Raw genomic sequence first — 25,473 nt, 5'->3', positions numbered from 1 at the left:
GGAAGGGGGTGCGCAGGTGAGCGTGACCGAGCTCGGACCGCACGAGCAGGAGTTCGAACGCACCCCACCGCACGACATCGCGGCCGAGCAGGGCGTCCTCGGCGGCATGCTGCTCTCCCAGGACGCCATCGCCGAGGTCGTCGAGGTGCTGCGCACCCAGGACTTCTACCGGCCCGCGCACCAGATCATCTACGACATCGTCCTCGACCTGTACGGCCGCGGCGACCCCGCCGACGCCGTCACCGTCGCGGGCGAGCTCACCAAGCGCGGCGAGATCGGCCGCATCGGCGGCGCCCCCTACCTGCACACCCTCATCTCCTCGGTGCCCACCGCCGCCAACGCCGGCTACTACGCCAAGATCGTGCACGAGCGCTCGGTGCTGCGCCGCCTCGTGGAGACCGGCACCCGCATCGTCCAGATGGGCTACGCCGCCGACGGCGCCGACGCCGACGAGGTCCTCGACCGCGCGCAGGCCGAGGTCTTCGCCATCGCCGAGAAGCGCGCCGGCGAGGACTACGTCCCGCTCAGCGAGATCATGCCGGGCGCCCTGGACGAGATCGAGGCGATCGGCAGCCGCGGCGGCCAGATGGTCGGCGTCCCCACCGGCTTCGCCGACCTCGACGCCCTCACCAACGGCCTGCACCCCGGCCAGATGATCGTCGTCGCCGCCCGTCCCGCGATGGGAAAGGCGATTTGTCTGAATACGCCCCTTCCGACCCCCCTTGGTTGGACCACCATGGGGGACGTGGCCGTCGGCGACCACCTGATCGGAGCCGACGGAAAGCCGACCCGCGTCGTCGCGGCCACCGAGGTCATGCACGGCCGCCCCTGCTACGAGGTCGAGTTCTCCGACGGCGAAGTGATCGTCGCGGACGCCCGGCACCAGTGGCGCACCACCACCGACGACGGCGGCGGCGGTCCGGCGGGCCGCCGGGGCGGGAGCACCTCGACCGGCCCCGATTCCCCTGGCGGGCACCCGGCGGCGTCGGGCGGCGAACCGCCCGCCACGGACGGCAACGCGCCCGACCGCTGCGGGACCGCCAACGATCTCCACGCTCAGCACCGCGCCTTCGAGAGCACGCGGCCGCTGATCGCGTGTGCCACCGGCATGGGCACGACCTTCGAGGCCGGCCGCGTCGCGACGGGACCGGTTCACCCTGGTGGCAGTGCCCGCTGGCGGATGGTCGGTGCACACCGAGAGACCAGACCGGGCACAGCCGTTCCGCTGCCGCCGGCGAGGCTCCGGCCCCGCGCGGCCCCCGCGTCCGCCTCCCTCTCCACGTGCAGGCCGCCGCACGGCCGGACGCCCGGGCACGGCGTGTCCGCACGGCAGGATCACCACGACGGCTCGCATGCGGACGGACGCGCCGAGCGGGCGCCGCTCTCCGGGGCCCGGATCCGGACGACCGAGGAGATCTTCGACGACCTGCGCCATGGTGCGCGCAGCCACGCCGTGGAGGTCGCCGCCCCGTTCGACCTGCCCGACGCCGACCTGCCCGTCGACCCGTACGTCCTCGGCGTGTGGCTCGCCGCCGGGGAGGACGGCGACGGCCGCATCACCTGCCTCGATCCGGCGGTCATCACCGAGATCGAGCTGGCCGGGCAGCCGGTCGTCCCCGAGCCCCTCCCCGGCTGCTACGTCCTGCCCGGCCTCGGCGGGCGGCTCGCCGCGCTCGGCCTTGCGGACGCCGCGCACATTCCGGCCGCCTACCTGCGGGCGTCCATCGCCCAGCGGCGCGCACTCCTCGCCGGGCTCCTCGACGCGTGCGGCAAGACGTCCCCGAGCGGGCGCGTCGAGGTCGCCCTCCCGTCCGCGCGGCTCGCCGACGGGGTCCGCGAGCTCGTCGTCGGCCTCGGCCACCGCGCCGTCCTCGACCCGCGCGACGAGCCGGTGCACCACATCGCCTTCACCCCGCACGAGCCGGTGTTCCGGGCCCGGCGGGTGGCCGCCCGTCCCGGCGCGCGGGTGCGGTACATCGTGGACGTGCGGCCGGTCCCGAGCGTGCCGGTGCGGTGCGTCCAGGTCGACAACGCAGACCACATGTACCTCGCCGGGCGCTCCTGCATCCCGACGCACAACTCGACGCTGGCGCTCGACTTCGCCCGTGCCGCGTCCATCAAGCACGGCTTGACCTCAGCGTTCTTCAGCCTGGAGATGGGCCGCAACGAGATCACGATGCGGCTGCTGTCGGCGGAGGCGCGGGTGGCGCTGCACGCGATGCGGTCCGGCACCATGCAGGACGAGGACTGGACGCGCCTCGCCCGCCGGATGAGCGAGGTCGCCGAGGCGCCGCTGTTCATCGACGACTCGCCGAACATGTCGATGATGGAGATCCGGGCGAAGTGCCGGCGGCTGAAGCAGCAGCACGACCTCCGCCTGGTGATCATCGACTACCTGCAGCTGATGACGTCCGGCAAGCGGGTGGAGAGCCGCCAGGTCGAGGTGTCGGAGTTCTCCCGGTCGCTGAAGCTGCTCGCCAAGGAGCTGGGCGTCCCGGTCATCGCGCTCTCCCAGCTCAACCGAGGCCCCGAGCAGCGAACCGACAAGAAGCCCATGGTGTCCGATCTACGCGAATCGGGCAGTATCGAACAAGATGCGGACATGGTCATCCTTTTGCACCGCGAGGACGCCTACGAGAAGGAGTCGCCGCGCGCCGGTGAGGCCGACCTGATCGTGGCGAAGCACCGCAACGGCCCCACCGCGACGGTGACGGTCGCCTTCCAGGGCCACTACAGCCGCTTCGTCGACATGGCCCAGTAGCGGCCCGCGATCCTGCGGACTGGTGCGTTCTCGGCAGGGCTCGGCTCTGCCGGGGCGTGGCGAACTCGGGTGGGGTTGGTCGCGTCCATGTGGGGGTGCGGTGGATTCGGTGGGTGTGCATGGTGCTGGCGGTGGTGGCGGGGGTCGCCGGGCTGGTGACGGCGGACCGGGGGATCGAGCGGCGGTCGGCGGTGGTGTCCGGGGTGCCGGTCGAGGTGGTGCGTCCGGACGGCGCGGAAGGGCGGCTGCCGGGGGTGGTGGTCGCGCCTGGGTTGTCGGCGAGCATGCAGCTCATGCGGGGGTTCGCGGACACGTTGGCGCGGCGCGGGTACGTGGTCGAGCTGGTGGATCTGGCGGGCGGCGGCGCGAGCCGGGAGCGGCTGCCGGACCTGGGGGAAGGGCCGGAGGCGGAGGCGCGGCTGGACGCGGACGTGGACGTCGCGGTCCGTCATCTGCGGACCGTGCCCGGGGTGGACGGGAGCCGGATCGGGCTCGTCGGGCACTCGATGGGCGCCGCGGCGGCGGTGCGTTACGCGGGCGCGCATCCGGACGTGGCGGCGACGGTGGCGATCTCGCAGGGGACGATGCCGTTCGGCAAGGCGCGGCCGCGGGACCTGCTGCTGGTCGCGGGCGGGCTGGAGTTCGCCGGTTACCGTGATGGGGCGGTGGCGGGGGTGCGGGCGGCTTATCCACAGGGGCGGGCGGGGGTCACGTACGGGGATCCGCGTGCGGGGACGGCGCGGCGGGCCGTCATCGTGGGCGGGGCCGAGCATGTGGGCGTCCTGTTCCAGCCGCGGACGCATCGCGAGGTCGCGGCCTGGTTCGATGGGGCGTTCGGGCGTCCCGGCGGGGCGTCCGGTGCCGGGATCCGGCCTTTCCAGCGGGCGGGTTCGGCGATGCTGCTGCATCTGGCGGCGGTGCTGAGCTTCGCGGCGGTCGCGTCGGTGCTGCTGGGGCGACCCGGTGGGGAGGGCGGCGGGCGCACGAAGGTTCCTCTGGCGCTTGCGTTGGGGGCGCCGGTGGTGGCGGTGCTGGCGGCGGTCGGGGTCGTCGGTTTGATTCCGCGCATGGTGCTTGCGGTGGGGATTGCGGGGCCGCTGGCCGGTTTCTTCGCCGTTGCCGGTCTCCTGTGCGCCGCGGTGTCGCTGCGGAAGGGCGGTGACGGCGGGCGGCCGTGGTGGCGGACCGTCGTGTCCGCCGTCGCGCTGGTGGTGTTGACCGTGGTGTCGTTCGCCGTGCCGGCTCAGCTCGGCTGGGCGCACGCCGTTCCGGTGGGGCCGAGGGTGTGGGCGCTGGTGCCGGTCGCCGTGTGCGCCATGGTGTTCTTCGCCGGGATCGAGCTGCTGTGCGGCGGGTACAGCGCGCGCGCCGCCGTGTTGATCCACGCTTGGACGGCGGCGGGCGCGCTGGCGGGTCTGGGGCTCGCCGCGGTCCTCGGGCTGGTGTCGTGGCTGGTGCTGCTGGCGGCGCCGCTGCTCGCGGGGCTGCTGGTCTGGCAGGGCGTGCAGGCGGCGGCGCTGCGGGCGCTGCGGGCGCCGGTGTGGGTGACGGCGCTGGTCGGCGGTGCCCTGCTGGCCTGGCCGATCGCCGTGACGATGCCGATCGGCTGACCGTCCTCAGCGGGCGGGGCGTTCGAAGATGAGCTCGCGGCCGTCGCGTTCGTCCCACTGCTCGCCGACGTGGCGGAATCCGTTGCCGGCGAGCGTCGCCAGGGACGCGGCGTTGTCGGGGCTGATCGTGGCCCGGACGGTCCGCACGGACGGTTCGGCGGCGGCGCGGGCGAGGAGCGCGGCGAGCATCGCGGTGGCGTGGCCGCGGCGCCGGTGGGCGGGGTCGACGGAGTAGGAGATCTCGACGGTGCCGTTCTCGTCGGGCGCGGAGTGGAAGCCGGTGTGGCCGACGACGGCGCCCTCGGGTTCGGCGACGGCGGCGCGGACGATCCAGGCGGCGTCCTCGGGGGACCGTTCGAGCTGGTCGAGCCGGTACCGCCACAGCCAGCGCGCCTCCTCGGTGAGGAAGTAGGCGGTGAGGGGGGCGCCGGCGAGGGCGGAGGCGGTCGCGAGGTCGCCGTCCAGCAGCGCGGCCATCACCGGGGGCGGCAGTTCGACGAGGCGGAGGGTCATGGGCGGCTCCTGGCGTGGTGGTCGGTGATGCGGGTGAGCAGTTCGGTGAGCCGGGCGCGTTCGGGCGCGGAGAGCGGGGCGAGCAGCTCGTCCTGGACGCCGGCGAGGACGCGGTCGAGTTCGTGCAGGTGGCGGCGGCCGGCGGGGGTGAGCGTGATGATGTTGCGGCGCCGGTCGGCGGGGTCGGGGGCGCGTTCGACGAACTCGCCCTCGGCCATCTCGTTGAGCGCGGCGACGACGTCGCTGCGGTCGATGGCGGCGCGGCGGCCGAGGTCGGCCTGGCTGGCGGGGCCGTACTCCTCGAGGGCGGCGAGCAGCCGGTAGTGGTAGCCGCGGGCGCCGGCGGCGGCGAAGCCGTCGGCGACGAGCCGGTGGCTGTGCGCGGACGCCTGGTTGATCAGCCAGCTGGCGGCGTGCCGGAGCCGTTCGGGCTGCCGGGCGTCGTCGGTGATCATGCGGGCCAGTGTACTCGTTGGCATGACCAATGAATGGCCGCCGTCTTCGAGGCCACGAGGCCCGGCAGGCGCTCCGACCTCCGGGCCGCGCGGACGGCCGGCGGGCGGCGCATCGCCGGCGTCCGCTCGACCCCGATCCAGGGGCCGCCCGCCGCCTGATCAGGGCGAGGTGAGCCGCTCGGACAGCTCGCGGAGCCGGGCGCGGGCCCGCGAGCGGTAGGCGTGGCGGTTCGCGCGGGCCTCGTGGAGCCCGTCGAAGAACCGGCCGGACACCTCGTCGAGCGCCGGGTCGGTGACGAGCCGGTGCGTCGCGCGGACGCCCTCCTCCAGCGTGCTGACCGGCGCGTCGACCATCTTCGTCGGCATGTTGGTGGCCGGGTGCAGGGCGTTCGCGGTGACGCCCGTGCCGGCGAGCTCGTCCGCGAGGTCGATGGTGAACATGATCTGCGCGAGCTTGCTCTGGCAGTAGGCCTGCACAGGGCTGTAGCGGCGGGTGATCATCGGGTCGTCGAAGTCGATGGGGGCCTGGCCGAGGCTGCTGACGTTGACGATCCGGGCCGGCGCCGAGGCGGTCAGCGCCGGCAGCAGCAGGCGGGTGAGCAGGTACCCGGACAGGTAGTTGACCTGGAAGGTCAGCTCGTGGCCGTCGGCGCTCTCGTACCGGCGCGGCCCGGTGTTGCCGATGCCCGCGTTGTTGACCAGGACGTCCAGCCGGGGATGGTCGGCGCGGACCGCCGCGGCGAGCGCGCGCGTCTCGGCGAGCGAGGACAGGTCGGCCCGGTACCAGGACGCCGTGCCGCCGATCTCCTTCAGGGTGTCCTCGCCGCGCCGGTCGTCGCGGCCGTGCACCAGCACGGTCGCGCCCTCGGCGGCGAGCCGCCCGGCCAGGGCGCGGCCGAGGCCGTCGGTGGCGCCGGTGATCAGGATGGTCTGCTGGTCGATGGGACGCATGGTCCCATCGTGGTCAGCGGCGCCGGCCGTAACCAGGGCGCACAGAGCCTGGTATCCGGGTCAACAGGCTGGGCGCCTCCGGGCGGCGGGTCACGGCCGGTCGACGAAGTCCAGGACGACCTTGGCGAACTCGCCGGGGCGCTCCGCCATCGCGACGTGGCCGAGCGGCTGCACGGGGCGAGCGAGGAGTTCACCCGGCTGTGGGAGCGGCACGAGGTCGCCGTCCACCGCAGCAGCCGCATGAAGGTCCTGCACCCCGAGGTCGGCGCCATCGAGTTCGACACCGAGGCCCTGCTCACCCCGGCCGAGGACCAGCGGGTCTTCGTGTTCACCCCGCCGCCCGGCACCGGCGCCATCGAGGCCCTCGAACTCCTGCGTGTCGTCGGCCCCGAGACCGCGCACCGCAGCCACACGCGATGAGCGCGGCGGGCAAGATCAGCGGGTGGACGTGAGGCGCCAGAGGGTCGTCGTTTCGGCTGCCCGGGCGGCGTGGAGCGGGTCGTCCGGATCCGCGGCGCGCGGGTGCGCGGGACGGGCGTCGAGGCGCCCCGCGACGGCCAGGCCGGCCGCGTCGACCAGGCCCATCAGGTCGGCGCGGGTGCGCAGGCCGAGGTGTTCGGCCAGGTCGGACAGGATCAGCCAGCCCTCGCCGCCCGGTTCCAGATGATCCGCGAGGCCGGCGAGGAAGCCGCGCAGCATCCGGCCGTCCGGGTCGTACACGGCGCGTTCGAGCGGTGTGGCCGGCTTCCCCGGGACCCACGGCGGATTGCACACGATGAGCGGGGCGCGCCCGTCCGGGAACAGGTCGGCCTCGACGGGTTCGACGTGCTTCGCCACGTCCAGCCGCTCGACGTTCTCTATGGCGCACGCAAGCGCGCGCGGGTCCTGGTCGGTCGCGACGATACGCCGCACACCGCGCCGTGCCAGCACCGCGGCGAGCACACCGGTTCCCGTACCGATGTCGAACGCGACGGTCGTCGCGGGCAGCGGCGCCTGCGCGACCAGGTCCACGTATTCGCCTCGCACAGGCGAGAACACCCCGTAGTGCGGGTGGATGTGGTCGTCCCCCAGCGCGGGGATCGGAACCCCTTTCTCGCGCCACTCGTGCGCGCCGATGATGCCGAGAAGTTCCCGCAGGGACGTGACGTAAGGCTCGTCGTCAGGGCCGTACGCCTCCGTGCAGGCCTGCGCCACGTCCGGTGCACGCCGCAACGGGATCGTGTGACCGGGCTCGAACGGGATGAGCAGCATGCCGAGCGTATGGGCGCGCTGCGCGCGCGCCTGCCGGTAGAGGTGGAACGCCTGCACCTGCGGCGGTTCCGGTTTCCGCCTGCGGCTGCGCGGCGTCCGGTCGGCGCGCCGCGCCATCGCCGCGAGCAGTTGCCGCGCGTTCTGGAAGTCGCCGCGCCACAGCAGCGCCGTCCCCTCGCATGCCAGCCGGTACGCCTCGTCGGCGCGCGTCGCGTCGTCGGCGACCACCACGCGGCGGGGCGGCGCGGCGCCGCTCTCCGACCGCCACCGCGCCGAGCGGTCCCGGCCGTCCTCGCGCCAGCCGATCACGGTCCGCTCGTCCACACCGAGCAGGGTAGCGGCGCCGCCGCGCCCGGTGGGACGATCGCTGCCATGCGTCTACCAGGTCCGTTGCACGTGCTGACCGAGGGCCTGGCCTTCCTGCTGGAGCTCGCCGCGCTGTTCCTGAGCCGCTGACGGGCCGGGCGCGGGGTGCCCGGCCCATCGCCGTCCTTCGATCCGTCTCCGTCCTTCAGGCCGGGCCCTTGTCGAGGAAGCCGGTCACGCGGTCGAAGCGGCCGTCGTCGTCGAAGGTCGCGACGTCGAAGCCGACCACGAGGGCCTCGCCGCCCTCGGGGCCGAGCTCCCAGGCGAACCGGGCGACGTTGTGGTGGGCGTCGACCGCGCCCGCCGCCCGGAACACCAGGCCGGGGAACTGGCCCTGCGCGCCGGCGATGAACGCGTCGATCGCCTCGCGGCCCTCGGCGACGCCGAGCGGGTCGACGTAGACGGGGTTCTCGGTCCACAGCGCGTCGATCGCGGCGCGCCGGGCGGCGGGGTCGGTCTCGTTCCAGGCGGCCAGGTACTGCTCGACCCGCTGCTGAACGTCGCTCATCTCGGTTCTCCCATCGTCCGTCCGGGTTCGTCCGCCCCGGTGGCCACTACGGTGCCGGGCCGGCGGTGGGAGATCGATTACCTGGGACGTCATGCGCGGCCCGCCCGGCAGGATGATGTCGTTTTCCCGCCGGTGAACATGCCTGACCATCGGTGATGCTGGAGGCATGCACGAGGACGTGGAAAGGTGCGTGCGGGCCGTCCGGTCGAGGGACGCCCGCTTCGACGGATGGTTCTTCACCGGGGTCGTGACCACCGGGATCTACTGCCGCCCGAGCTGCCCGGTCGTGCCGCCGAAGCCCGAGAACATGCGGTTCTACCCCAGCGCCGCCGCCGCGCAGCAGGCCGGGTTCCGCGCCTGCAAGCGCTGCCGGCCCGACACCAGCCCCGGCTCCCCCGAATGGAACCACCGCGCGGACGTCGTCGCCCGCGCGATGCGGCTCATCGCGGACGGCGTCGTCGACCGCGAGGGCGTCCCCGGCCTCGCCGGACGTCTCGGCTACAGCACCCGCCAGATCGAACGGCAGCTCAACGCCGAACTCGGCGCAGGTCCGCTGGCGCTCGCGCGCGCGCAACGGGCGCAGACCGCGCGGCTGCTCATCGAGACCACGCCGCTGCCCATGGGCGATATCGCGTTCGCGGCGGGATTCGCCAGCATCCGAACGTTCAACGACACCGTCCGGGAGGTGTTCGCGCTCACCCCGACGCAGCTGCGGGACCGCGTCGCCAAGGGGCACCCGCCCGCCGGGTCGGGGACGCTGTCGCTGCGGCTGCCGTTCCGCGCGCCGCTGTGCCCCGACAACCTGTTCGGGCACCTCACCGCCACCGCCGTCCCGGGCGTGGAGGAGTGGCGGGACGGCGCGTTCCGCCGCACGATGCGGCTCCCCCACGGGCACGGCATCGCCGCCCTGAGCCCGCGCCCCGACCACGTCGCCTGCACGCTGACGCTCAGCGACCTGCGCGACCTGACCATCGCGATAAGCCGCTGCCGCTGGATGCTCGATCTCGACGCCGATCCCGTGGCCGTCGACGAGCTGCTGAGGGCGGACCCCGTCATGGCGCCGCTTGTCGACAAAGCGCCAGGGCGACGTGTCCCGCGCACCATGGACGCGCCGGAATTCGCGGTGCGTGCCGTGCTCGGACAGCAGGTCTCCGTGGCCGCCGCGCGCACACACGCGGCGCGCCTCGTCACCGCCTACGGCGACCCCATCACCGACCCGGGAGGCGGCCTCACCCACCTCTTCCCCACCCCCGCCGCCCTGGCGGAACTGGACCCCGAGGCACTCGCCTTCCCCAAGACGCGCCGCACCACGCTCACCACGCTCGTGGACGCGCTCGCCGGCGGCGAGATCGACCTCGGTGTCGGAAGCGACTGGGACGAGGCCCGGACGCGCCTGTCCGCCCTCCCCGGCTTCGGCCCCTGGACCGTCGAGACGATCGCCATGCGCGCGCTGGGGGACCCCGACGCGTTCATACCGGGCGACCTCGGCATCAAGACCGCCGCCAAGGGACTGGGACTCCCCACCACCCCGGCCGCTCTCACCAGGCACGCCGCACAATGGCGCCCATGGCGCGCCTACGCCGTGCAGTATCTGTGGGCCACGAGCGACCACCCCATCAACCTTCTCCCCGCCAGCTGACCAGGAGACCCACCCATGCAACCGACGCACGTCGTCGTGGACAGTCCCGTCGGGCCGCTCACCTTGGTGGCCGTAGACGGCGCACTATGCGGCCTCTACATGGTGGACCAGCGGCACCGTCCACCCGAGGAGACCTTCGGCGCACCCGGGGACCCCCGCGCCGAGCCCTTCGCCGCCACCGCCGAACAGCTCGCCGCCTACTTCGCCGGGAACCTGACCGAGTTCGACCTGCCGCTCAACCTGCGCGGCACCCCGTTCCAAGTGCGCGTCTGGGCCGCGCTCCAGGAGATCCCCTACGGGGAGACCACCACCTACGGGGAACTCGCCGTCGAACTCGGCAGCCCCGGCGCGTCGCGGGCCGTCGGCCTCGCCAACGGCAAGAACCCGGTCGGCGTCATCGTCCCGTGCCACCGCGTCGTCGGCTCCACCGGCGGCCTCACCGGCTACGGCGGCGGCCTCGACCGCAAGCGCTACCTCCTCGACTTCGAGCGCGGGACCCGCAGCGTCGAGGCGGCGCTCTTCTGAGCCACCGGCTCCAGGGGTGAAACACCGTTCTGTCAGAGGCGCGCGTTACCGTGCACGGAGAGCACGGGAAACGTGGGAAGGCAGACCAAGGTGGAGTTCCGAGTCGACCGTCAACCCCTCGCCGAGGCCGTGGCGTGGGCGGCGCGGACGCTGCCCGCACGGCCCGCGCTGCCCGTCCTCGCCGGCATGCTCGTCGAGGCCACCGCCGGCGGCGGCCTCGCGTTCGCCGGATTCGACTACGAGGCGTCCACCCGCGCGCGCGTGGACGCCGACGTCGCCGCGCCCGGCCGCGCCCTGGTCCCCGGCCGGCTCCTCGCCGAGATCGTCCGGAACCTGCCCGCGCAGCCCGTCGAGTTCACCACCAAGGGCGCCGAGGTCGTGCTGCGCTGCGGCCCCGCCGAGTTCGGCCTGCTCACGCTGCCCGTCGAGGACTACCCGACGCTCCCCGAACCGCCCGCCCGCGCCGGCACCGTCTCCGGCGACCGGTTCGCCGCCGCCGTCGCCCAGGTCACCCCGGCCGCCGGACGCGACGACACCCTCCCCATGCTCACCGGCGTCCGCATCGACCTCGACGGCGACACCATGTGGCTCGCCTGCACCGACCGGTACCGCATCGCCGCCCGCGAGCTGACCTGGTCGCCCGCCGAGCCCGGGTTCACCGCCGGCGTCGTCGTGCCCGCCCGCACCCTCGCCGACACCGCCAAGGCCATCCGGCCCGGCGCCGAGGTCGCCCTCGACCTCACCGGCACCGCCGACACCCTGATCGGCGTGTCCGGCGGCGGCCGCAGCATGACCAGCCGGCTGCTCGACGAGCAGTACATCAACTACCGGTCCCGGCTCACCGGCGACTGGTCGTCGGTCGCCGAGATCCGCACCGCGCCGTTCGTCGAGGCGATCAAGCGGGCCGCGCTGGTCACCGAGCGCGGCACCCCGATCCGGCTCGCCTTCGGCGCCGGCGAGGTCCGCATCCGCGCCGCGTCCGGCGACTCCGCCCGCGCCAACGAGAGCGTCGCCGCCGAGCTGTCCGGCGACGACATCGACATCGCGTTCGCGCCCCAGTACCTGCTGGACGGCCTCGCCGGCATCGACACCGAGTACGCCCGCCTCGAATGCGCGGGCCCCACCAAGGCCGCGCTGCTCACCGGCATCCCCGACCGGAAGGAGGGCGAGGAGCCGGGCCCGGACGCCCCGTCCGACACCGGTTTCCGCTACCTCGCCATGCCCGTCCGCCTCACGGCCTGACCCCGGGGCCTTCACAGGTCGAGGACGGCGAGGACGAAGCGCAGGTCGGTGGCCGCGGCGTTGCCGTAGGAGTGCGGGCGGTCCCCGACGAACACGGCGGCGGTCCCCGCCTCGATGAGGTCGGTGCGCCCGTCCACGCCGAGCGTCAGCGTGCCCGCCTCCACGTAGACGATCTCCTTGGTGCCGGGGACGTGCGCGTCGCTCTCGCGGACCTCGCCGGGCCGCAGCTCCCACCGCCACAGCTCCAGCGACGGCCGCGGGTCGCTGCCGGCGAGCAGCGTGCCCGTCCCGCCGTTCTCGCCCTCCCACAGCACGACGTGCCGCTCCGGGCGGAACACCCGCACCGGCGGCTCCTCCTCCACCTGCACGAGCCGGGTCAGCGGGACGCCGAGCGCGTCGGAGATGCGGATGAGCGTGCCGAGGTTCGGGTTGCCGCGCCCCTGCTCCAGCCCGACCAGCACGCCCTTGCTGACGCCGGACCGGCCGGCCAGCTCGTCCAGGCTCCAGCCGTGCCCCGCCCGCAGCGCCCGGACGGTCCGGGCGACGGCCTCGCCGATCGCCTGCTGCCCGCCCGGCCCGGTCCCGTGCCCGGTCTCCTGCCCGCTCAACCCCGGCCTCCCGCCCGCACGGCCGCGCACGGCCGGTGATCCGACGTCCCCCACGATCCCACCATCACCGGCGCCGGAGCGCCCCGGCGGGCCGCCGTCCGGGAGAGCGGCGGGGCGTCAGGGAAGCCAGCGGCCGTCGCGCATCAGGTCGCGGCCGGGCAGCTCGTTCGCCTCGCGCCACGCCTGGATCCGGCGCGGGGTGATGCGGAACCAGCGGTACGTCCCCGACCTGCGCGGGTCGAAGCCGGTGCGCTCGGCGAACCGGTCGGCCCGCGCGCCCGGCAGCGCGGCCGGCTCGATGACCTCGACGTCCCCGTCGATCAGCGTGACGTCGCGGGTGGGGCCGAGCCCGAGCCGGACGGTGCGGGCGGCGGCGAGGTTCCGGCCGGTCGGGCTGCCGGCCGGGGTCGCCACCAGCAGCGCCTCCCCGTCCCAGTCGAACGACAGCGGCACCAGGTAGGGGGCGCCGTCGGGCGAGGCGGTGGCGACCCAGAGGTCCACGTCCTGGCCGAGGCGCTTCTCGGTGTCGCGGCGGCGCCGGTCCCGGGAGCGGGGCTCGGGCGCGGCCGAGGGGCCGGTGCCGGCCTCGCCGGGGGTCTCCTGCGCGGAAGGGCTGGTCATGGTCGCTCCGAAGGCCGTGGATCAAGGGCCGGCCCGGTGGGGCGGGCCGCCGTGGTCCACAGCCTCGCTCCGCCGGGGCGCGGGCCGCCTCCGTGCCGGTCACGGAAACGACCACGGATAATGAACCGGTGTCCAGTCCAGCGGTGTCGGCCCGCGAGGCCGAGGTCCTCGCGCTGCTCGGCGATCACCTCAGCAACGCGGAGATCGCCGCAAGGCTGGTGATCTCCGTGCGCACCGTCGAGTCGCACGTGTCGTCGCTGCTGCGCAAGCTCCAGCTGCCGGACCGGCGGGCGCTCGCCCGGCACGCCGCCGAGGTCGCCCGCGCCGAGGAGTCGCACGCGGCGCCCGCGCTGCCGGCGCCGCTGACCGCGTTCATCGGCCGGGTCCGGGAGCGCGGCGAGCTGGCCGGCGCGGTGCGGGCGCACCGGCTGGTGACCGTCGCCGGCCCGGGCGGGGTCGGCAAGACCCGGCTGGCGCTGGCGGTCGCGGCGGACGTGGCGGGCGACTTCCCCGACGGCGTGTGGTTCGCTGACCTCGTCCCGGTCACCGAGCCGGGCCGGGTGGGCGCGGCGGTCGCGGCGGCCGTGGGCGTCGGCGAGCAGCCGGGCCGCGGCATCGACGACGCGGTGCCGGCCACGCTGGCGGACCGCCGGGCGCTGCTGGTGCTGGACAACTGCGAGCACGTCCGCGACGGGGTCGCGCCGTTCGTGGAGCGGCTGCTCGCCGCGTGCCCCCGGCTGCGGGTGCTCGTGACGAGCCGGGCCCGGCTGATGGTGCCGTTCGAGCGGGTGGTGCCGGTCCCGCCGCTGTCGCGGGAGGGCGGCGACGCGTCGGACGCGGTGGCGCTGTTCATGGACCGGGCGTCGGCCGCCGGGTGGCCGCCCGGACCCGCGGTGAGCGAGGGGGTCCTGGCGGTCTGCGAGCGGCTCGGCGGCATGGCGCTGGCGATCGAGCTGGCCGCGGCGCGGTGGGCGACGCTCGGCCTGGACGGCCTCACCGCCGGGCTCTCCGACCAGCTGCGGATCCTCACCGGCGGGTCCCGCGCGGACGACCGGCACCGGTCGGTGCGGGCGGTGCTGGACTGGAGCCACGACCTGCTGGACCCGGCGGACCGGGCGCTGCTGCGCCGGGTGTCGGTGTTCGTCGCGCCGTTCACCGCGGAGGCCGCGGCGGACGTCGCCGGGTTCGGGCCGCTGGAGCCGGCGGCGGTCGTCGACGGGCTCGGCCGGCTCGCCGAGCAGAGCCTGCTGTCGGCGGCGCCGTCGGAGACCGGCACCCGCTACCACGCGCTGGAGACGATCCGCCAGTACGGCGCGGAGCGGCTGGCCGGCGCCGGGGAGGCGGCGGACGTCCGGTCGCGCCATCTGGCGTGGTGCCTGGACGCCGCCGACGCGCTGTCCGGCGGCCGCGGCGCGGACTGGCGCGTCCGGTTCGACGCCGTCGCCGAGGACCTGCGCGCCGCCCTCACCTGGGCCGCCGACCGGCCGGAGCACCGGGCGGACGCCTGCCGGCTCGCCCGCGCGACCGCCGAGCTGGCGTTCGCGCGCACGCTGCTCGGCGAGGCGCAGCAGCGGTTCGAGCAGGCCGCCGGACTCGCGGACGACGCCGAGGCCGCCGCCGCGCTGCGGCAGGCCGCGGCCGTCGCCGGGTGCCGCAGCGCCGACGGCGACATGTTCCGGCTGTACCGCGCCGCCGCGGACGCCGCGCGCCGGGCCGGGGACGACACCGGCGCCGGCCGCGACCTCGCGACCGCCGCGACCGTCGCGTACCGCTTCTCCAGCTCGTTCGAGCAGGCGCCGCCCGTCGACGAGGTGGCCGCCATGCTCGCGCAGGCGCGCGCGCTGTCCGGCGACGATCCGGGCGCAGGGGCGGCCGTGGCGCTGGCCGAGGCGGCGGTGCTCGCGGACGCGTTCGGCTCCGTCCAGGGCGATCCGGACAATCCCGCGCTGGAGACGGTCGCGGAGGCCGAACGGGCGGTCGGGGCGGCCCGGCGCGCGGGCGACCCGGTGGCGGAGTCCGCCGCCCTCGACGCGCTCTCCGGCGCCCTGAGCTGGGCGGGCGACTCGTTCGGGGCCGCCGCGGCGGCACGGCGACGGATCGGGCTGCTGCCGTCCGAGCCGTCGGGCCCGGCCGAGACCCACGAGCTGATGGACGCCCTCGCCATGGCCGCCGGCACCGCCGTCGGCGTCGGCGGACTGCCGGACGCGCGCCGCTACGGTGCGCGGCTCGCCGGGCATCCGCTGCTCGCCGAGGCGGGCCACCACGCCACGTCCTGGCTGCTGGTCGCGGACGCGTTCGCCGGCGACGCCGCCGCGGTCCTGGCCGGCGGCCTGCGGTTCCGCGACGCGTGGGAGCAGAGCGGGCGGCTGCGGACCCGCTCGCTCGGCCCAGCCGCCGCGTCCGTCGCGATGATCCACGGCCTGCGCGGCGACGGCGACGCCCGCAAGGCGTGGCTCGCGATCGTCGACGAGGCCGGGCCCGAGGCCGACCACCGGCTCGGCTACGGCGCCGTCTTCGACGCCATGGTCGCGCTGCACCACGGCGACACCGCGGCGGCGCTGGAACGCGTCGCCCCGGCGCCGGACGAGGTGTGGAAGTGGGTCTGCTGGGTGTGGCTGCACTGGTACGCGGCGCTGCGGGCGGAGACGGCGGTGCTCGCCGGGCACCGCGGCGCGCGGGACCGGATCGCCGCCGCCAGGGCCGTGGTCGCCGGCAACCCGGTCGCGTCCGCCCAGGTGGACCGGGCGGAGGCGCTGCTCGACGGCGACGTCCCGCGGCAGCTCGCCGCGGCGGCGGCGTTCGAGGCGGCGGGCTGCCGGTACCAGGCGGCCCGCACGCTGGTGCTCGCCGGCGGGGAGCACGCCGCCGCCGGGCAGGCCGCGCTCGCCGGCCTCGGCCTCGCCCCCATGACCACCCGCTGACCGCCCGGGGCCGGTGTTCAGCCGACGGCGCGCTTCACCAGGTCGGCGATGCGGGCCTCGACCTCGTCGGTCACCTCGGTCAGCGCGAAACCGGTCGCCCACATCGGGCCGTCGTCCAGCTTCGCCAGGTCGCTGAACCCGAGCGTCGCGTAGCGCGCCTTGAACTTCTCCGCGCTCTGGAAGAAGCAGACGACCTTGCCGTCCAGCGCGTAGGCGGGCATCCCGTACCAGGTCTTCGGCGCCAGCTCGGGAGCGGCGGCCGTGACGACGGCGTGGACCCGCTCGGCCATCACCCGGTCCGACTCCGGCATGGCGGCGATCTTGTCGAGCACGTCCCGCTCCGCCTCCGCGGCCTTCTCCGCCGCCGACGCGCGCCGCGCCGCCTTCTTCTGCTCCTTGGCGTGCTCCTTCATCGCGGCCCGCTCCTCGGCCGTGAAACCCTCGTAACCGCTGTCCTTGGTCCCCGCCATGATCGCTCCTTGGGTGGTGGCTCCGATCGCCGGTGCCTCGCGCCCCGGCCGATCGCCGTGGTCACAGCCTTCCCCGGCGGGAGTACGGGGCGCCTCCGTGGTCACCACTGAACGTTCACCACGGAGTAGGGGCCGGGACGTGCGTGTTGGAGACAACCGGCTGTGCCCGATGTCCCGGCGGTCGGTAAGCTGAACTTTCAAGTTCACTGTAATGACCGCCGAGGGGAGCAACGGGATGCTGGAGCGGATCACCGTCGACGAGGCCGTGCGGGAGCTCCGTCCCGACTTCGCCGTGCTCGTCATGACCGCCGAAGGGCTGCGCAACGGGCCGAGCGACGCGGCGTCCGAGGCCTGGCTGCGCGAGGCCGGCGAGCGCGCCGACCCCGCCGACCCGCACGTCGAGGCGTGGCACGAGGCGTACCGGGCGTTCGGCGCGAAGCCGAAGCGCACCCGCCCGTCCGTGGACGCCCTGCTGCGCCGCGCCGGCGCGCTCCCCGCCATCAACAAGGTCGTCGACGCCTACAACGCCGTCAGCGTCGCGCACGCCCTGCCGATCGGTGGCGAGGACCTCGACGCCTACCAGGGCCCCGCCCGGCTCGTCAGGGCCACCGGCGGCGAGCCGTTCGACGTCATCGCCGCCGGCGAGCCCGCCGTGGAGCACCCGGACGCCGGCGAGGTCGTCTGGCGCGACGACGCGGGCGTCACCTGCCGGCGCTGGAACTGGCGGCAGTGCGTCCGGACCCGGGTCACCGAGGACACCAAGAACGGCCTGTTCCTGCTGGAGCGCCTCGCCCCCCACCCCCTGGAGCGGCTGCACGCCGCCGGCGACGACCTCGCCGCCCGGCTGCGCGCGGTGTCCCCGGACGTCCGGATCGAGACCCGGCTCATCGGCGGGGCCTGATGGTCACCGCGCTCGCGCTCGTCACCGCCGTCGCGTTCGGCGTCGCCGACTTCCTCGGCGGCGCGGTCTCGCGCCGGTCCACCGCGCTGAAGACCCTGGCGCTGTCCGCACCGATGGGGCTGCTCGTCGTCGCCGTGGCCGCGCTCCTCGCCGGAGGCGCCCCCGCGCCCGGCCCGGCCGCCTGGGGCTTCCTCGGCGGCCTCAGCGGCGGCATCGGCCTCATCACCTTCTACCGCGCGCTCGCCCGCGGCCCGATGAACGTCGTCGCGCCGGTGTCCGCGCTGGCCTCCGCCGTGCTGCCGGTCGGCGTCGGCGTGCTGCGCGGCGAGCGGCTGGACGAGACCGCCCTGCTCGGCGTCCTGCTGTGCCTGGCGGCGATCGGCCTGGTCAGCATGGAGAAGGGCGAGGCGGCCGAGCCGTCCGGCGGGACCTCCCTCCTCCGCTGGGCGCTGGACAGCGGCCCGCTGATGGCGCTCGTGTCCGGGTCCTGCTTCGGGATCTTCTTCATCCTGCTGAAGGCGGCCGGGGACGGCGCCGGGCTCTGGCCGATCGCCTCGGCCCGGGTCGGCACGCTGACCGTGGTGTCCACGGCGCTGCTCATCGCCCTGCGGACGCGCGGCGGAGACCGGGGCCCGTGGGTGAGCGGCCGGACGCTGATCGGCCTCGCGCTGCTGTCCGGCATCCTCGACTCCGGCGCCAACGCCCTGTACTACCTGGCCGTTCAGGACGGCCTGCTCAGCCTCGTCACCGTGCTGACCTCGCTGTACCCGGCCATCACGGTGCTGCTGGCCCGGATCGCCTACAGCGAACGCCTCCGCGCCGTCCAGCGCGTCGGCATGGCGATGGCCGTGGCGGGCGTCGCCCTCGTCACCCTCGGCTGACGCGCGGTGATCCGGTCGATCTCTGGCAAAGGGGGCGTCCGGCGGTGTATCCATGATCGGACGCGCGCGGACGACCGGGGGAGGGGCAGTGCGTACCGGGCTGAGACTGGCGGACAGGTACCGGCTCGACGCCCTGCTGGGACGCGGCGGGATGGGCGAGGTCTGGCGCGGCCTCGACGAGCGGCTCGGCCGGCCGGTCGCGGTGAAGATCCTCGCGGAGCCGGCGGGCGCGGACGCGCGGCTGGTCAGCCGGTTCCGCCGGGAGGCGGAGATCATGGCCCGGCTCCGCCATCCGGGGATCGTCGTCGTCCATGACGCCGGCGAGGACGAGCACCTGCTGTTCCTGGTGATGGAGCTCCTCGACGGGGAGGACCTGTCCGCGGTGCTGAAGCGGCACCCGCAGGGCCTGCCGGTCGACAGGGCGGTGCGGCTGACGGAGGGGATCGCCGACGCGCTGCACGCCGCTCACCAGCGGGGCGTGGTGCACCGCGACGTCAAGCCCGCCAACGTGATGGCCCGCCCCGGCGACCGGGTGACCGTCATGGACTTCGGCATCGCCCGGTACGCCGACCAGGTCACGGAGCTGACCGGCAGCGCGATCCTCGGGACGCCCGCGTACATGGCGCCCGAGCAGTTCGAGAAGGCGCACGAGCCGACGCCGCGGACGGACCTGTACGCGCTGGGCGGCGTGCTGTTCGCGCTGCTCACCGGCCGGACCCCGTTCAACGGGGACAGCCTGCGCGCGCTGATCCGGGAGATCGTCCTCAGCGATCCGCCGAGGCCGCGCGAGGTGCGCCCCGACATCCCCGCGGACCTCGACGAGCTCGTGCACGCGCTGCTGGCCAAGGATCCGCGGGACCGGCCGCCGGACGCCCGCGCCGTCGCCGAGCGGCTCCATGCCGTTGCCGAGCGGCTCCGTGCCGTCGCCGCGCCCCCGCCGGAGGCGAGGCCGCCGGTTCCGGGACAGGCCCCGGTCCCCGGGGCGGTCCTGCCCCCGCCCGCGCCCCCGCCCCCGGACCTCGCGACGCGGCCGGTCACGGAGGCCCCGGAGAAGCCGGCGCCGCCGACGGTCGCCGTGGAACAGGACTCGTCCATCTCCCTGAGGGCCTGGCTCCTGGCGACGGCCGGGATCATCGCCGTGGTCGCGGGCGGCTGGTTCCTGCTGGAGAACCCCACGGGGCGCGGGGTGGACGACGGAAGATTCTCCGCGCCTCCCGCGTGCGACCGCCTCCCCACGCCCAGCATCGAGGGCGCGGAGGTCTCCCCGACGAAGAGCTTGCCGGGCACCAAGGACTCGGTGCAGTGCACCTTTTCGGTCCTGCCGAAGAACTTCGCCGACCGGGGGAGCATCACCGTCGAGCTGAAGCGGTACGGCAAGAAGGGCCGGGAGTCGGGGACCGACAACGCGCACGCGGCCATGATGAGCGCGGGAGGCGGCGACTCCGTCTCCGACATAGGGGACGAGGGCCACTTCATCGATCCCTCGGACCCCTTCGCCACGCCGCAGTTGATGTTCCGCGTCGACAACCTCACGGCCGACATCAGCATCGACGACAGCGAGAACGCGCAGACCGGCGCGAAGAGCGAAGCCGCTTACGCCCGCCGACTCGCGGCGGTGCTTCGCCGGCAGCCCGCGCGCTGATCGAGGCGAGCGGCGGACGAGAAAGCGCCGGGGGCGGGGCCCCCGGCGCTGTGCCATGTCATGGCCGATGGCGGTGGTGGTGGGATTCGAACCCACGGAAGGTTGCCCTTCACACGCTTTCGAGGCGTGCGCCCTCGTCCACTAGGCGACACCACCGCGGGGAAGCCTACCGGACTCTGCGGTGTACGAAGAACTCGGAGAGCAGCGCGCCGCACTCGGCCGCGAGCACGCCCGCGAGCACCTCGGGCCGGTGGTTGAGGCGGCGGTCCCGGACGACGTCCCACAGCGACCCGACCGCGCCCGCCTTCGGGTCCACCGCCCCGTACACGACCCGGTCGACCCGCGCCTGGACGGACGCGCCCGCGCACATCGTGCACGGCTCCAGCGTCACCACGAGCGTGCAGCCGGACAGCCGCCACTCGCCGCGCGCCTTCGCCGCGGCCCGCATCGCGATGATCTCCGCGTGCCCGGTCGGGTCGGCGCTGCGCTCCCGGTCGTTGCGGCCGGTCCCGATCACGGCACCGGAGCCGTCCAGAACCACGGCGCCGACCGGGATCTCGCCGTCCGCGGCGGCGGCGCGCGCCTCGTCCAGCGCTCGGCGCATCGCCGCGCCGAACTCCTCGTCCGGTTCAGTCACGGAGACGGTCGAACTCCTCGCCGAACCCGGCGCGCTCGGCGACGGCGAGCAGCGCGTCCCCGGGCAGGGCGCGCTCGCCGAGGTCGCTGAGCTGCTCCGGGTCGACCCCGAGGTCCTCCAGCAGCGCCGGGTCGCCGCCGGAGTCGCCGTCCGGGACCTCCCCGACGAGCTGGTGGAACAGCGCGGCGAGCCCGTCCTCGCGGACGGTCGACACGTACGCGCGGGGCTCGTCGTCGCCGTCCAGCCGGACGACCGCGAACCAGTCGTCGTCCTGCTCGACCAGCAGGACGACCGGGTCGCCGTAGGACTCGACGGCGGCCTCCCGCATCAGGTCGGCGACGTCGTCGACGTGCTCGGCCTCGGCGAGCACGGCCTCGGCCCCGACCCAGCCCTGCGGGCTCTGCGCGAACACGGCGGCGAAGTACGGCACCTGCTCATTCTGACCCACGGGGTTGCTCCGGTCACACCCTCTGCGCGCTTTCGGTCATGAGGATATTTCGGGTTTTGTCCCATAGTGGACCACTGCGGTTCTTCCCCCGGTGCCCCAATGATCGTGATACTGCTCACCGCCAGGCGGGCGGGAGGAGAACCATGGGCAAGGACGAACTGACGCGGCGCGGGTTCCTCGCGGGAACGGCCGGTGCCGCCGCGCTCATCGCGGCCGGCGGGACGGGCGGGACGGCGGCCGACGCCGCCGCGACCGTCCGGGCGCCCGTCTCCGCGCTCCCGGGCCCCGGCGACTCCGGCATCGACCACATCGTCGTCGTCATGATGGAGAACCGGTCGTTCGACCACTACATGGGCTGGGTCCCCGGCGCCGACGGCGTGCAGGCCGGCCTCACCTTCACCGACGCGCAGGGCGACGCACACGACACCCACCACCTCAAGGTCCCCTACGGGTGCGGCTTCAACGACCCCGACCACTCCTACGAGGGCGGACGCACCGAGTACAACGGCGGCGCCTGCGACGGATGGCTGCGCGCCGGCGACAACGACGTCTTCTCCATCGGCTACTTCAAGGGCCCCGACCTCGGCTTCCACGGCCATGCCGCCCTCGACTGGACGCTCTGCGACCGCTACTTCGCCGCCGTCATGTCGTCCACGTTCCCGAACCGGATCTTCCAGCACGCCGGGCAGACCGACCGGATCTCCAACACCTTCACCTTCTCCGAGCTCACCACGGTCTGGGACCGGCTGAAGGAGAAGAAGATCCCCGCGCACTACTACTTCAGCGACGTGCCGTTCACCGCGCTGTGGGGCCTCAAGCACCTCGACATCAGCCGGCACATCACCTACTTCTACGACGACGCCAGGAAGGGGAACCTGCCCGCCGTCAGCTTCGTCGAGCCCGGGTTCGTCGGCGAGGCGCTGCCCGGCCTGTCCGAGGACGAGCACCCGCTCGCCGACATCCGCTTCGGCCAGAGCTTCCTCAACAAGGTCTACACGGCGATCATCGACTCGCCGAACTGGGCCCGCACCCTGCTGGTGATCAACTACGACGAGTGGGGCGGGTTCTTCGACCACGTCCCGCCGCCCGCCGGCCCCGACCCGCGCCCCGACCTCGGCACCGGCCTGCGCGGCTTCCGCGTCCCCTGCCTGCTGATCTCCCCGCGCGCCCGGCGCGGCGCCATCGCCCACGAGGTGTACGACCACACGTCCGTCCTCAAGGCGATCGAGTGGCGCTGGGGCCTCGAACCGCTGTCGGTGCGGGACGCGGCGGCCCGCAACATCGCCGAGGTCCTCGACTTCGAGAGCGCCCCGAACCTGACGGCGCCGCACTACGACGTCCCGCGCCCCCTCACCCTGGGCTGCCTCGACCCGCAGCACACCCACACCGGCGACGACTGGGCCCAGCTGAACGCCTACGCCCTGACCCACGGCTTCAAGTAAGCCCCAGCCCGCCTGCCCAGCCACGCGACGACCTGAACCGTCGCGATCGCGAGCGAAGCCGGATTCGAGCGAAGCGAGAATCCGATCGCGCAGCGAGCCGCTAGGCGAGTCGGAGCGATGCAGCGATCGCACGCATTGCCCGTTGAAGGGAGGGCGTTCAACGCCCGACCGCCGAGGGCGATGCCTTAGGACACAGCGTCGAGGGCGCGTTCGAAGGCGGGGGCGAAGCCGACGCGTCCGGCGATGCTGAGCAGCATCTCGTCCGGGTAGAGCTCCAGGTCGCCGGAGATCGCGCCGAGCTCCATCTCGTCCAGCCCGAGGTCCGCGAAGATCGACATGTCGCCGACCGGCAGCACCTGGTCGAGCTCCTCGTCCTCCGGGATCGGGATGTCCAGGTACTCCAGGACCTGGCCGGCGAGGGGCCAGTCCACCGACGCGGTGACGTCCGACAGGAAGACCATCACCTCGTCGCCGAGCAGCCGGATCGCCACGAAGAAGTCGTCGCCCACCGACACGAGCCCGACCGTCCCGCCCAGGCTCGGCTGCTGCCGCAGGGCATGGATCAGCCCGGCGAGATCCTCGGTCAGCGCCACCGGAAGGATCTCGGCCTCCCAGCGGTCGTCCTCGCGGTACACCACGACGGCGAAGTCCGTCGCGTCCACATCCGTCATTTCCACCCCACCGGCGCCGTTCCTGCCTGGGCATGGTCGCAGATGCGGCGCGCGCTCGCGTGCCCCACCGCCAAACTCGGCGCCGCACCGCCGGGTGAAGCGGGGAGTCAGTTCCGCTTTCCGGTACCCAAGGGACGAACCTACTCGATCCCCTCCGGCGCGCCGCGAAGGGGGCGGTACCCGGCGGCGCCCGTCCGGTCAGTTGATGCGGAACGTGCGGCGCCGCAGCGCCGCGTGGATCCGCGCACGCCGTGACCTGTGCGGCGTCACCCGGCGGCGCAGTTCCCGCGCCTCCGCGAGCTCCCGCAGGAAGATCGCGCGGCGGCGGAGCCGCTCCCGCACCTGCTCGGGCGAGACGTCGCCGGCGCCGGCCGGTTCGCCCGCCGCTGTGACATCGCTCACCGCCTCGTCCGCGTCGGAGGCGTCGACGGGGAAGGGCACCGGTTCGGGCGGGGGGACCAGGGAGTCGGGAGCCGGCGGCGCGCTCTCCGCGGGGCCGGACCCCGGCACCGGCGGGTCCGGCGCGGGCTCGTCCGCCCGCTCCGGCCGCCGATCGCTGTCGCTGCTCATAAAGCCATACTGCCCCAGCTCAGTGGGGTCTATCCAAGATTGCCGGCCCGGCCGCGGCGGGCGGGCGGTGGGCTACCGTGTGCGCATGCAGACCCTCGCCGTCGACCATCCGCTCGTCGCGCACAAGCTCACCACGCTGCGGGACGCCCGCACGGACTCCCCCACGTTCCGCCGCCTGGCGGACGAGCTCGTCACCCTGCTGGCCTACGAGGCCACCCGTGACGTCCGGGTCGCCCCGGTCACCGTGCCCACCCCGCTCGTGGAGACCGACGGCGTCCAGCTGGCCAACCCGAAGCCGCTCGTGGTGCCGATCCTGCGCGCCGGGCTCGGGATGCTGGACGGGATGACCCGGCTGCTGCCGACCGCCGAGGTCGGCTTCCTCGGCATGGTCCGGGACGAGGGCACCCTGCAGGCCCAGACGTACGCGACCCGGCTCCCCGACGACCTGTCCGGCCGGCAGTGCTACGTGCTGGACCCGATGCTCGCCACCGGCGGCACCCTCGCCGCCGCGATCGAGCTGCTGTTCGACCGCGGCGCCGACGACGTCACCGCGATCTGCCTGCTCGCCGCCCCGGAGGGCCTGAAGCACCTGGAGGAGGCGTTCGCCGGGACGGCCGCGCCGATCCGGGTCGTCACCGCCGCGATCGACTCGCACCTGAACGAGCAGGGCTTCATCATGCCGGGCCTCGGCGACGCCGGCGACCGCCTCTACGGCGTCGTCTGACGTTCTTGCCGGAAGGATCCGGACGCGTGCCGTGTTCCGGATGTTCGTTCCCGGTGGCAAGGGGTACGAACGCGCTACGGAACGTCAGTGCGCGTTCCCCTCCGCCGCCCCGGCACAGGGGACCGTTACGGACCGGGCGGCGCGAGCGAAATCTAGGAGTCGCGATGACTCACCAAGGGGATGGCGACCTGCCGCGCTACGCCGCGATCGGCGAGCGGCTCACCGAGGAGTTCGAAGGGGTGCACCAGGCCGACACCGTGGACCGGTGCGTGTCCGCCGCGCGGCACGGCGCGGACGAGGTGTGCGGGGGAGCCACCCCGGACCTCGTGGAGCGGATCGCGCGCCGGCACCTGGAGGTGCTCGCCACGGTGGCGGCCGAGAAGCGCCGCCGGGCGCGCCGGTCTTCTCTCGACAACGCGCCATAGCCGTTGCTTTGCCGGGGGTTGCGGCTGTGCGAAACTGAACCGGGGTCCGTGGGTCGACGCTCCGGGAGGCAGCCGTGCCCGCAAGCAAGCACATGAGGTGGGCCGCGGCGGCCCCGCCTGACCGGCGCCGCTCCGGCCCGAGGCCGCGATGAGGCTGGTGACCCCGGGGGACTCGGCCCCGGCCTCGGTGAACAAGTACCTCCTCCCGCACGAGAACCAGGTGATCACGGTGCGCCGGCATCCGGCGGTGCTGATGGTCCCGGTGGGGCTCGTCCTCGGCGGGCTGATCGTCGCGGGCGTGCTGAGCAACACCGTCGCCAGCCAGGCCGGGACGGTGATCAGCTGGATCTGGTGGGCGTGGCTGATCCTGCTCGCCTGGTTCGTCTGGCGGGTCGCCGAGTGGTCGGTCGACTACTTCGTGATCACCAACCAGCGGATGCTGCTGACCACCGGCCTGATCACCCGCAAGGTCGCGATGATGCCGCTGGCGAAGGTCACCGACATGAGCTTCAAGCGGACGATCGCGGGCCGGATGCTCGGCTACGGCGAGTTCGTGCTGGAGTCGGCGGGCCAGGAGCAGGCGCTGTCGAACGTCCCGTACCTGCCCTACCCGGAGCAGCTCTACCTCGAGGTCTGCGAAATGATCTTCCCGAACAAGAACGCCACCGCCGACGACTGACGCCGCGCGCCC

Annotated in this window: 27 protein-coding genes and 1 tRNA gene; 15 read left to right on the top strand and 13 right to left on the bottom strand. The window is 74.3% G+C overall.

Annotated elements, in window-relative coordinates:
* Positions 1–16: 16 nt before the first annotated feature.
* On the top strand, positions 17–2,761 hold the full coding sequence (gene dnaB, locus F8568_RS13425; protein WP_151593874.1) for a replicative DNA helicase: 2,745 nt from the start codon (positions 17–19) through the stop codon (positions 2,759–2,761).
* 119 nt (positions 2,762–2,880) lie between these two features.
* Positions 2,881–4,371 carry an alpha/beta fold hydrolase gene (locus tag F8568_RS13420; RefSeq protein ID WP_236008731.1) on the top strand — a complete coding sequence of 497 codons (1,491 nt, stop codon included), beginning with the start codon at positions 2,881–2,883 and terminating at the stop codon, positions 4,369–4,371.
* 6 nt (positions 4,372–4,377) lie between these two features.
* Here the strand turns inward: F8568_RS13420 and F8568_RS13415 are convergent, their stop codons facing one another.
* A complete protein-coding gene (locus F8568_RS13415) occupies positions 4,378–4,884 on the bottom strand; it encodes a GNAT family N-acetyltransferase (protein WP_202124908.1) in 507 nt (168 codons plus the stop codon).
* Positions 4,881–5,339, bottom strand: a complete 459-nt coding sequence (locus F8568_RS13410) for a MarR family winged helix-turn-helix transcriptional regulator (RefSeq protein WP_151593872.1) — start codon at positions 5,337–5,339, stop codon at positions 4,881–4,883. Before F8568_RS13410 ends, F8568_RS13415 begins: the two co-directional genes overlap by 4 nt.
* 33 nt (positions 5,340–5,372) lie before the next feature.
* Between F8568_RS13410 and F8568_RS49525 the strand changes: the two genes are divergently transcribed.
* Positions 5,373–5,498: a hypothetical protein gene (locus F8568_RS49525; protein ID WP_268896243.1), complete on the top strand. Its 126-nt coding sequence runs from the start codon at positions 5,373–5,375 to the stop codon at positions 5,496–5,498.
* Here F8568_RS49525 and F8568_RS13405 read toward each other — a convergent pair whose 3' ends face one another.
* Complete coding sequence (locus F8568_RS13405; RefSeq protein WP_151593871.1) at positions 5,499–6,290, bottom strand: SDR family NAD(P)-dependent oxidoreductase; 792 nt, start codon at positions 6,288–6,290, stop codon at positions 5,499–5,501.
* Here F8568_RS13405 and F8568_RS13400 point away from each other — a divergent pair.
* Complete coding sequence (locus F8568_RS13400; RefSeq protein WP_160573608.1) at positions 6,183–6,710, top strand: MmyB family transcriptional regulator; 528 nt, start codon at positions 6,183–6,185, stop codon at positions 6,708–6,710. The two genes, F8568_RS13405 and F8568_RS13400, sit on opposite strands and share 108 nt — an antisense overlap.
* Positions 6,711–6,725: 15 nt before the next feature.
* Here the strand turns inward: F8568_RS13400 and F8568_RS13395 are convergent, their stop codons facing one another.
* A complete protein-coding gene (locus F8568_RS13395) occupies positions 6,726–7,865 on the bottom strand; it encodes a methyltransferase (protein ID WP_151593869.1) in 1,140 nt (379 codons plus the stop codon).
* 187 nt (positions 7,866–8,052) lie between these two features.
* Complete coding sequence (locus F8568_RS13390) at positions 8,053–8,415, bottom strand: nuclear transport factor 2 family protein (RefSeq protein WP_151593868.1); 363 nt, start codon at positions 8,413–8,415, stop codon at positions 8,053–8,055.
* Positions 8,416–8,581: 166 nt separating this feature from the next.
* Between F8568_RS13390 and F8568_RS13385 the strand changes: the two genes are divergently transcribed.
* From F8568_RS13385 to dnaN, 3 genes are all read left to right on the top strand, one after another.
* Positions 8,582–10,054, top strand: coding sequence for a DNA-3-methyladenine glycosylase 2 family protein (locus tag F8568_RS13385; protein ID WP_151593867.1), 1,473 nt, complete (start codon positions 8,582–8,584; stop codon positions 10,052–10,054).
* Positions 10,055–10,069: 15 nt separating this feature from the next.
* Positions 10,070–10,579, top strand: coding sequence for a methylated-DNA--[protein]-cysteine S-methyltransferase (locus F8568_RS13380; protein WP_151593866.1), 510 nt, complete (start codon positions 10,070–10,072; stop codon positions 10,577–10,579).
* Between the two features lie 90 nt (positions 10,580–10,669).
* Positions 10,670–11,821 (top strand): DNA polymerase III subunit beta, encoded by a 1,152-nt coding sequence (gene dnaN, locus F8568_RS13375; RefSeq protein WP_151594039.1) that lies wholly within the window; start codon positions 10,670–10,672, stop codon positions 11,819–11,821.
* A gap of 11 nt (positions 11,822–11,832) precedes the next feature.
* Here the strand turns inward: dnaN and F8568_RS13370 are convergent, their stop codons facing one another.
* Both F8568_RS13370 and F8568_RS13365 read right to left on the bottom strand, forming a co-directional pair.
* Positions 11,833–12,429: a helix-turn-helix domain-containing protein gene (locus tag F8568_RS13370; protein ID WP_202124906.1), complete on the bottom strand. Its 597-nt coding sequence runs from the start codon at positions 12,427–12,429 to the stop codon at positions 11,833–11,835.
* Between the two features lie 117 nt (positions 12,430–12,546).
* The gene (locus tag F8568_RS13365; protein ID WP_151593865.1) at positions 12,547–13,050 is read right to left on the bottom strand and encodes a pyridoxamine 5'-phosphate oxidase family protein; all 504 of its coding nucleotides are present in this window, start codon (positions 13,048–13,050) and stop codon (positions 12,547–12,549) included.
* A 128-nt stretch (positions 13,051–13,178) separates the two neighbouring features.
* Here F8568_RS13365 and F8568_RS13360 point away from each other — a divergent pair, with 128 nt between their 5' ends.
* Positions 13,179–15,971, top strand: coding sequence for an ATP-binding protein (locus F8568_RS13360; protein ID WP_151593864.1), 2,793 nt, complete (start codon positions 13,179–13,181; stop codon positions 15,969–15,971).
* 17 nt (positions 15,972–15,988) lie between these two features.
* Here F8568_RS13360 and F8568_RS13355 read toward each other — a convergent pair whose 3' ends face one another.
* Positions 15,989–16,441, bottom strand: coding sequence for an iron chaperone (locus F8568_RS13355; protein WP_151593863.1), 453 nt, complete (start codon positions 16,439–16,441; stop codon positions 15,989–15,991).
* Between the two features lie 211 nt (positions 16,442–16,652).
* On the opposite strand from F8568_RS13355, the gene F8568_RS13350 reads away from it, so the two are divergent.
* The 3 genes from F8568_RS13350 (at position 16,653) to F8568_RS13340 (ending at position 19,865) form a co-directional block, all read left to right on the top strand.
* A complete protein-coding gene (locus F8568_RS13350) occupies positions 16,653–17,342 on the top strand; it encodes a B3/B4 domain-containing protein (protein WP_236008715.1) in 690 nt (229 codons plus the stop codon).
* On the top strand, positions 17,342–18,223 hold the full coding sequence (locus tag F8568_RS13345; RefSeq protein WP_151593862.1) for a DMT family transporter: 882 nt from the start codon (positions 17,342–17,344) through the stop codon (positions 18,221–18,223). The genes F8568_RS13350 and F8568_RS13345 overlap by 1 nt, the downstream gene beginning before the upstream one ends.
* Before the next feature lie 88 nt (positions 18,224–18,311).
* Complete coding sequence (locus tag F8568_RS13340; protein ID WP_160573607.1) at positions 18,312–19,865, top strand: serine/threonine-protein kinase; 1,554 nt, start codon at positions 18,312–18,314, stop codon at positions 19,863–19,865.
* A gap of 68 nt (positions 19,866–19,933) precedes the next feature.
* Here the strand turns inward: F8568_RS13340 and F8568_RS13335 are convergent.
* From F8568_RS13335 to F8568_RS13325, 3 genes are all read right to left on the bottom strand, one after another.
* A tRNA-Ser gene (locus tag F8568_RS13335) sits at positions 19,934–20,021 on the bottom strand.
* Between the two features lie 10 nt (positions 20,022–20,031).
* Positions 20,032–20,469, bottom strand: coding sequence for a tRNA adenosine(34) deaminase TadA (gene tadA / locus F8568_RS13330; RefSeq protein ID WP_151594035.1), 438 nt, complete (start codon positions 20,467–20,469; stop codon positions 20,032–20,034).
* Positions 20,470–20,494: 25 nt separating this feature from the next.
* Positions 20,495–20,950: a tRNA adenosine deaminase-associated protein gene (locus F8568_RS13325; protein ID WP_328600856.1), complete on the bottom strand. Its 456-nt coding sequence runs from the start codon at positions 20,948–20,950 to the stop codon at positions 20,495–20,497.
* A gap of 143 nt (positions 20,951–21,093) precedes the next feature.
* Between F8568_RS13325 and F8568_RS13320 the strand changes: the two genes are divergently transcribed.
* Positions 21,094–22,392 carry an alkaline phosphatase family protein gene (locus F8568_RS13320; protein ID WP_151593860.1) on the top strand — a complete coding sequence of 433 codons (1,299 nt, stop codon included), beginning with the start codon at positions 21,094–21,096 and terminating at the stop codon, positions 22,390–22,392.
* 185 nt (positions 22,393–22,577) lie between these two features.
* On the opposite strand, the gene F8568_RS13315 is transcribed toward F8568_RS13320, so the two are convergent.
* Entirely contained in the window at positions 22,578–23,063 is a 486-nt protein-coding gene (locus F8568_RS13315; RefSeq protein ID WP_151593859.1) for a tRNA adenosine deaminase-associated protein, read from the bottom strand.
* A gap of 198 nt (positions 23,064–23,261) precedes the next feature.
* Positions 23,262–23,633, bottom strand: coding sequence for a hypothetical protein (locus tag F8568_RS46740; RefSeq protein ID WP_151593858.1), 372 nt, complete (start codon positions 23,631–23,633; stop codon positions 23,262–23,264).
* 85 nt (positions 23,634–23,718) lie between these two features.
* Between F8568_RS46740 and upp the strand changes: the two genes are divergently transcribed.
* The 3 genes from upp (at position 23,719) to F8568_RS13300 (ending at position 25,461) form a co-directional block, all read left to right on the top strand.
* Positions 23,719–24,357 (top strand): uracil phosphoribosyltransferase, encoded by a 639-nt coding sequence (gene upp, locus F8568_RS13310; RefSeq protein ID WP_151593857.1) that lies wholly within the window; start codon positions 23,719–23,721, stop codon positions 24,355–24,357.
* Between the two features lie 164 nt (positions 24,358–24,521).
* Entirely contained in the window at positions 24,522–24,782 is a 261-nt protein-coding gene (locus tag F8568_RS13305; protein ID WP_151593856.1) for a hypothetical protein, read from the top strand.
* A 148-nt stretch (positions 24,783–24,930) separates the two neighbouring features.
* Positions 24,931–25,461, top strand: a complete 531-nt coding sequence (locus tag F8568_RS13300; protein WP_151540952.1) for a PH domain-containing protein — start codon at positions 24,931–24,933, stop codon at positions 25,459–25,461.
* Positions 25,462–25,473: the final 12 nt, after the last annotated feature.

This window comes from Actinomadura physcomitrii (assembly GCF_008923205.2).
In the GTDB taxonomy this organism is placed as follows: domain Bacteria; phylum Actinomycetota; class Actinomycetes; order Streptosporangiales; family Streptosporangiaceae; genus Spirillospora; species Spirillospora physcomitrii.
Note: the sequence above shows the minus strand (reverse complement) of the source record. Positions and strands in the feature narration are given on the sequence as shown.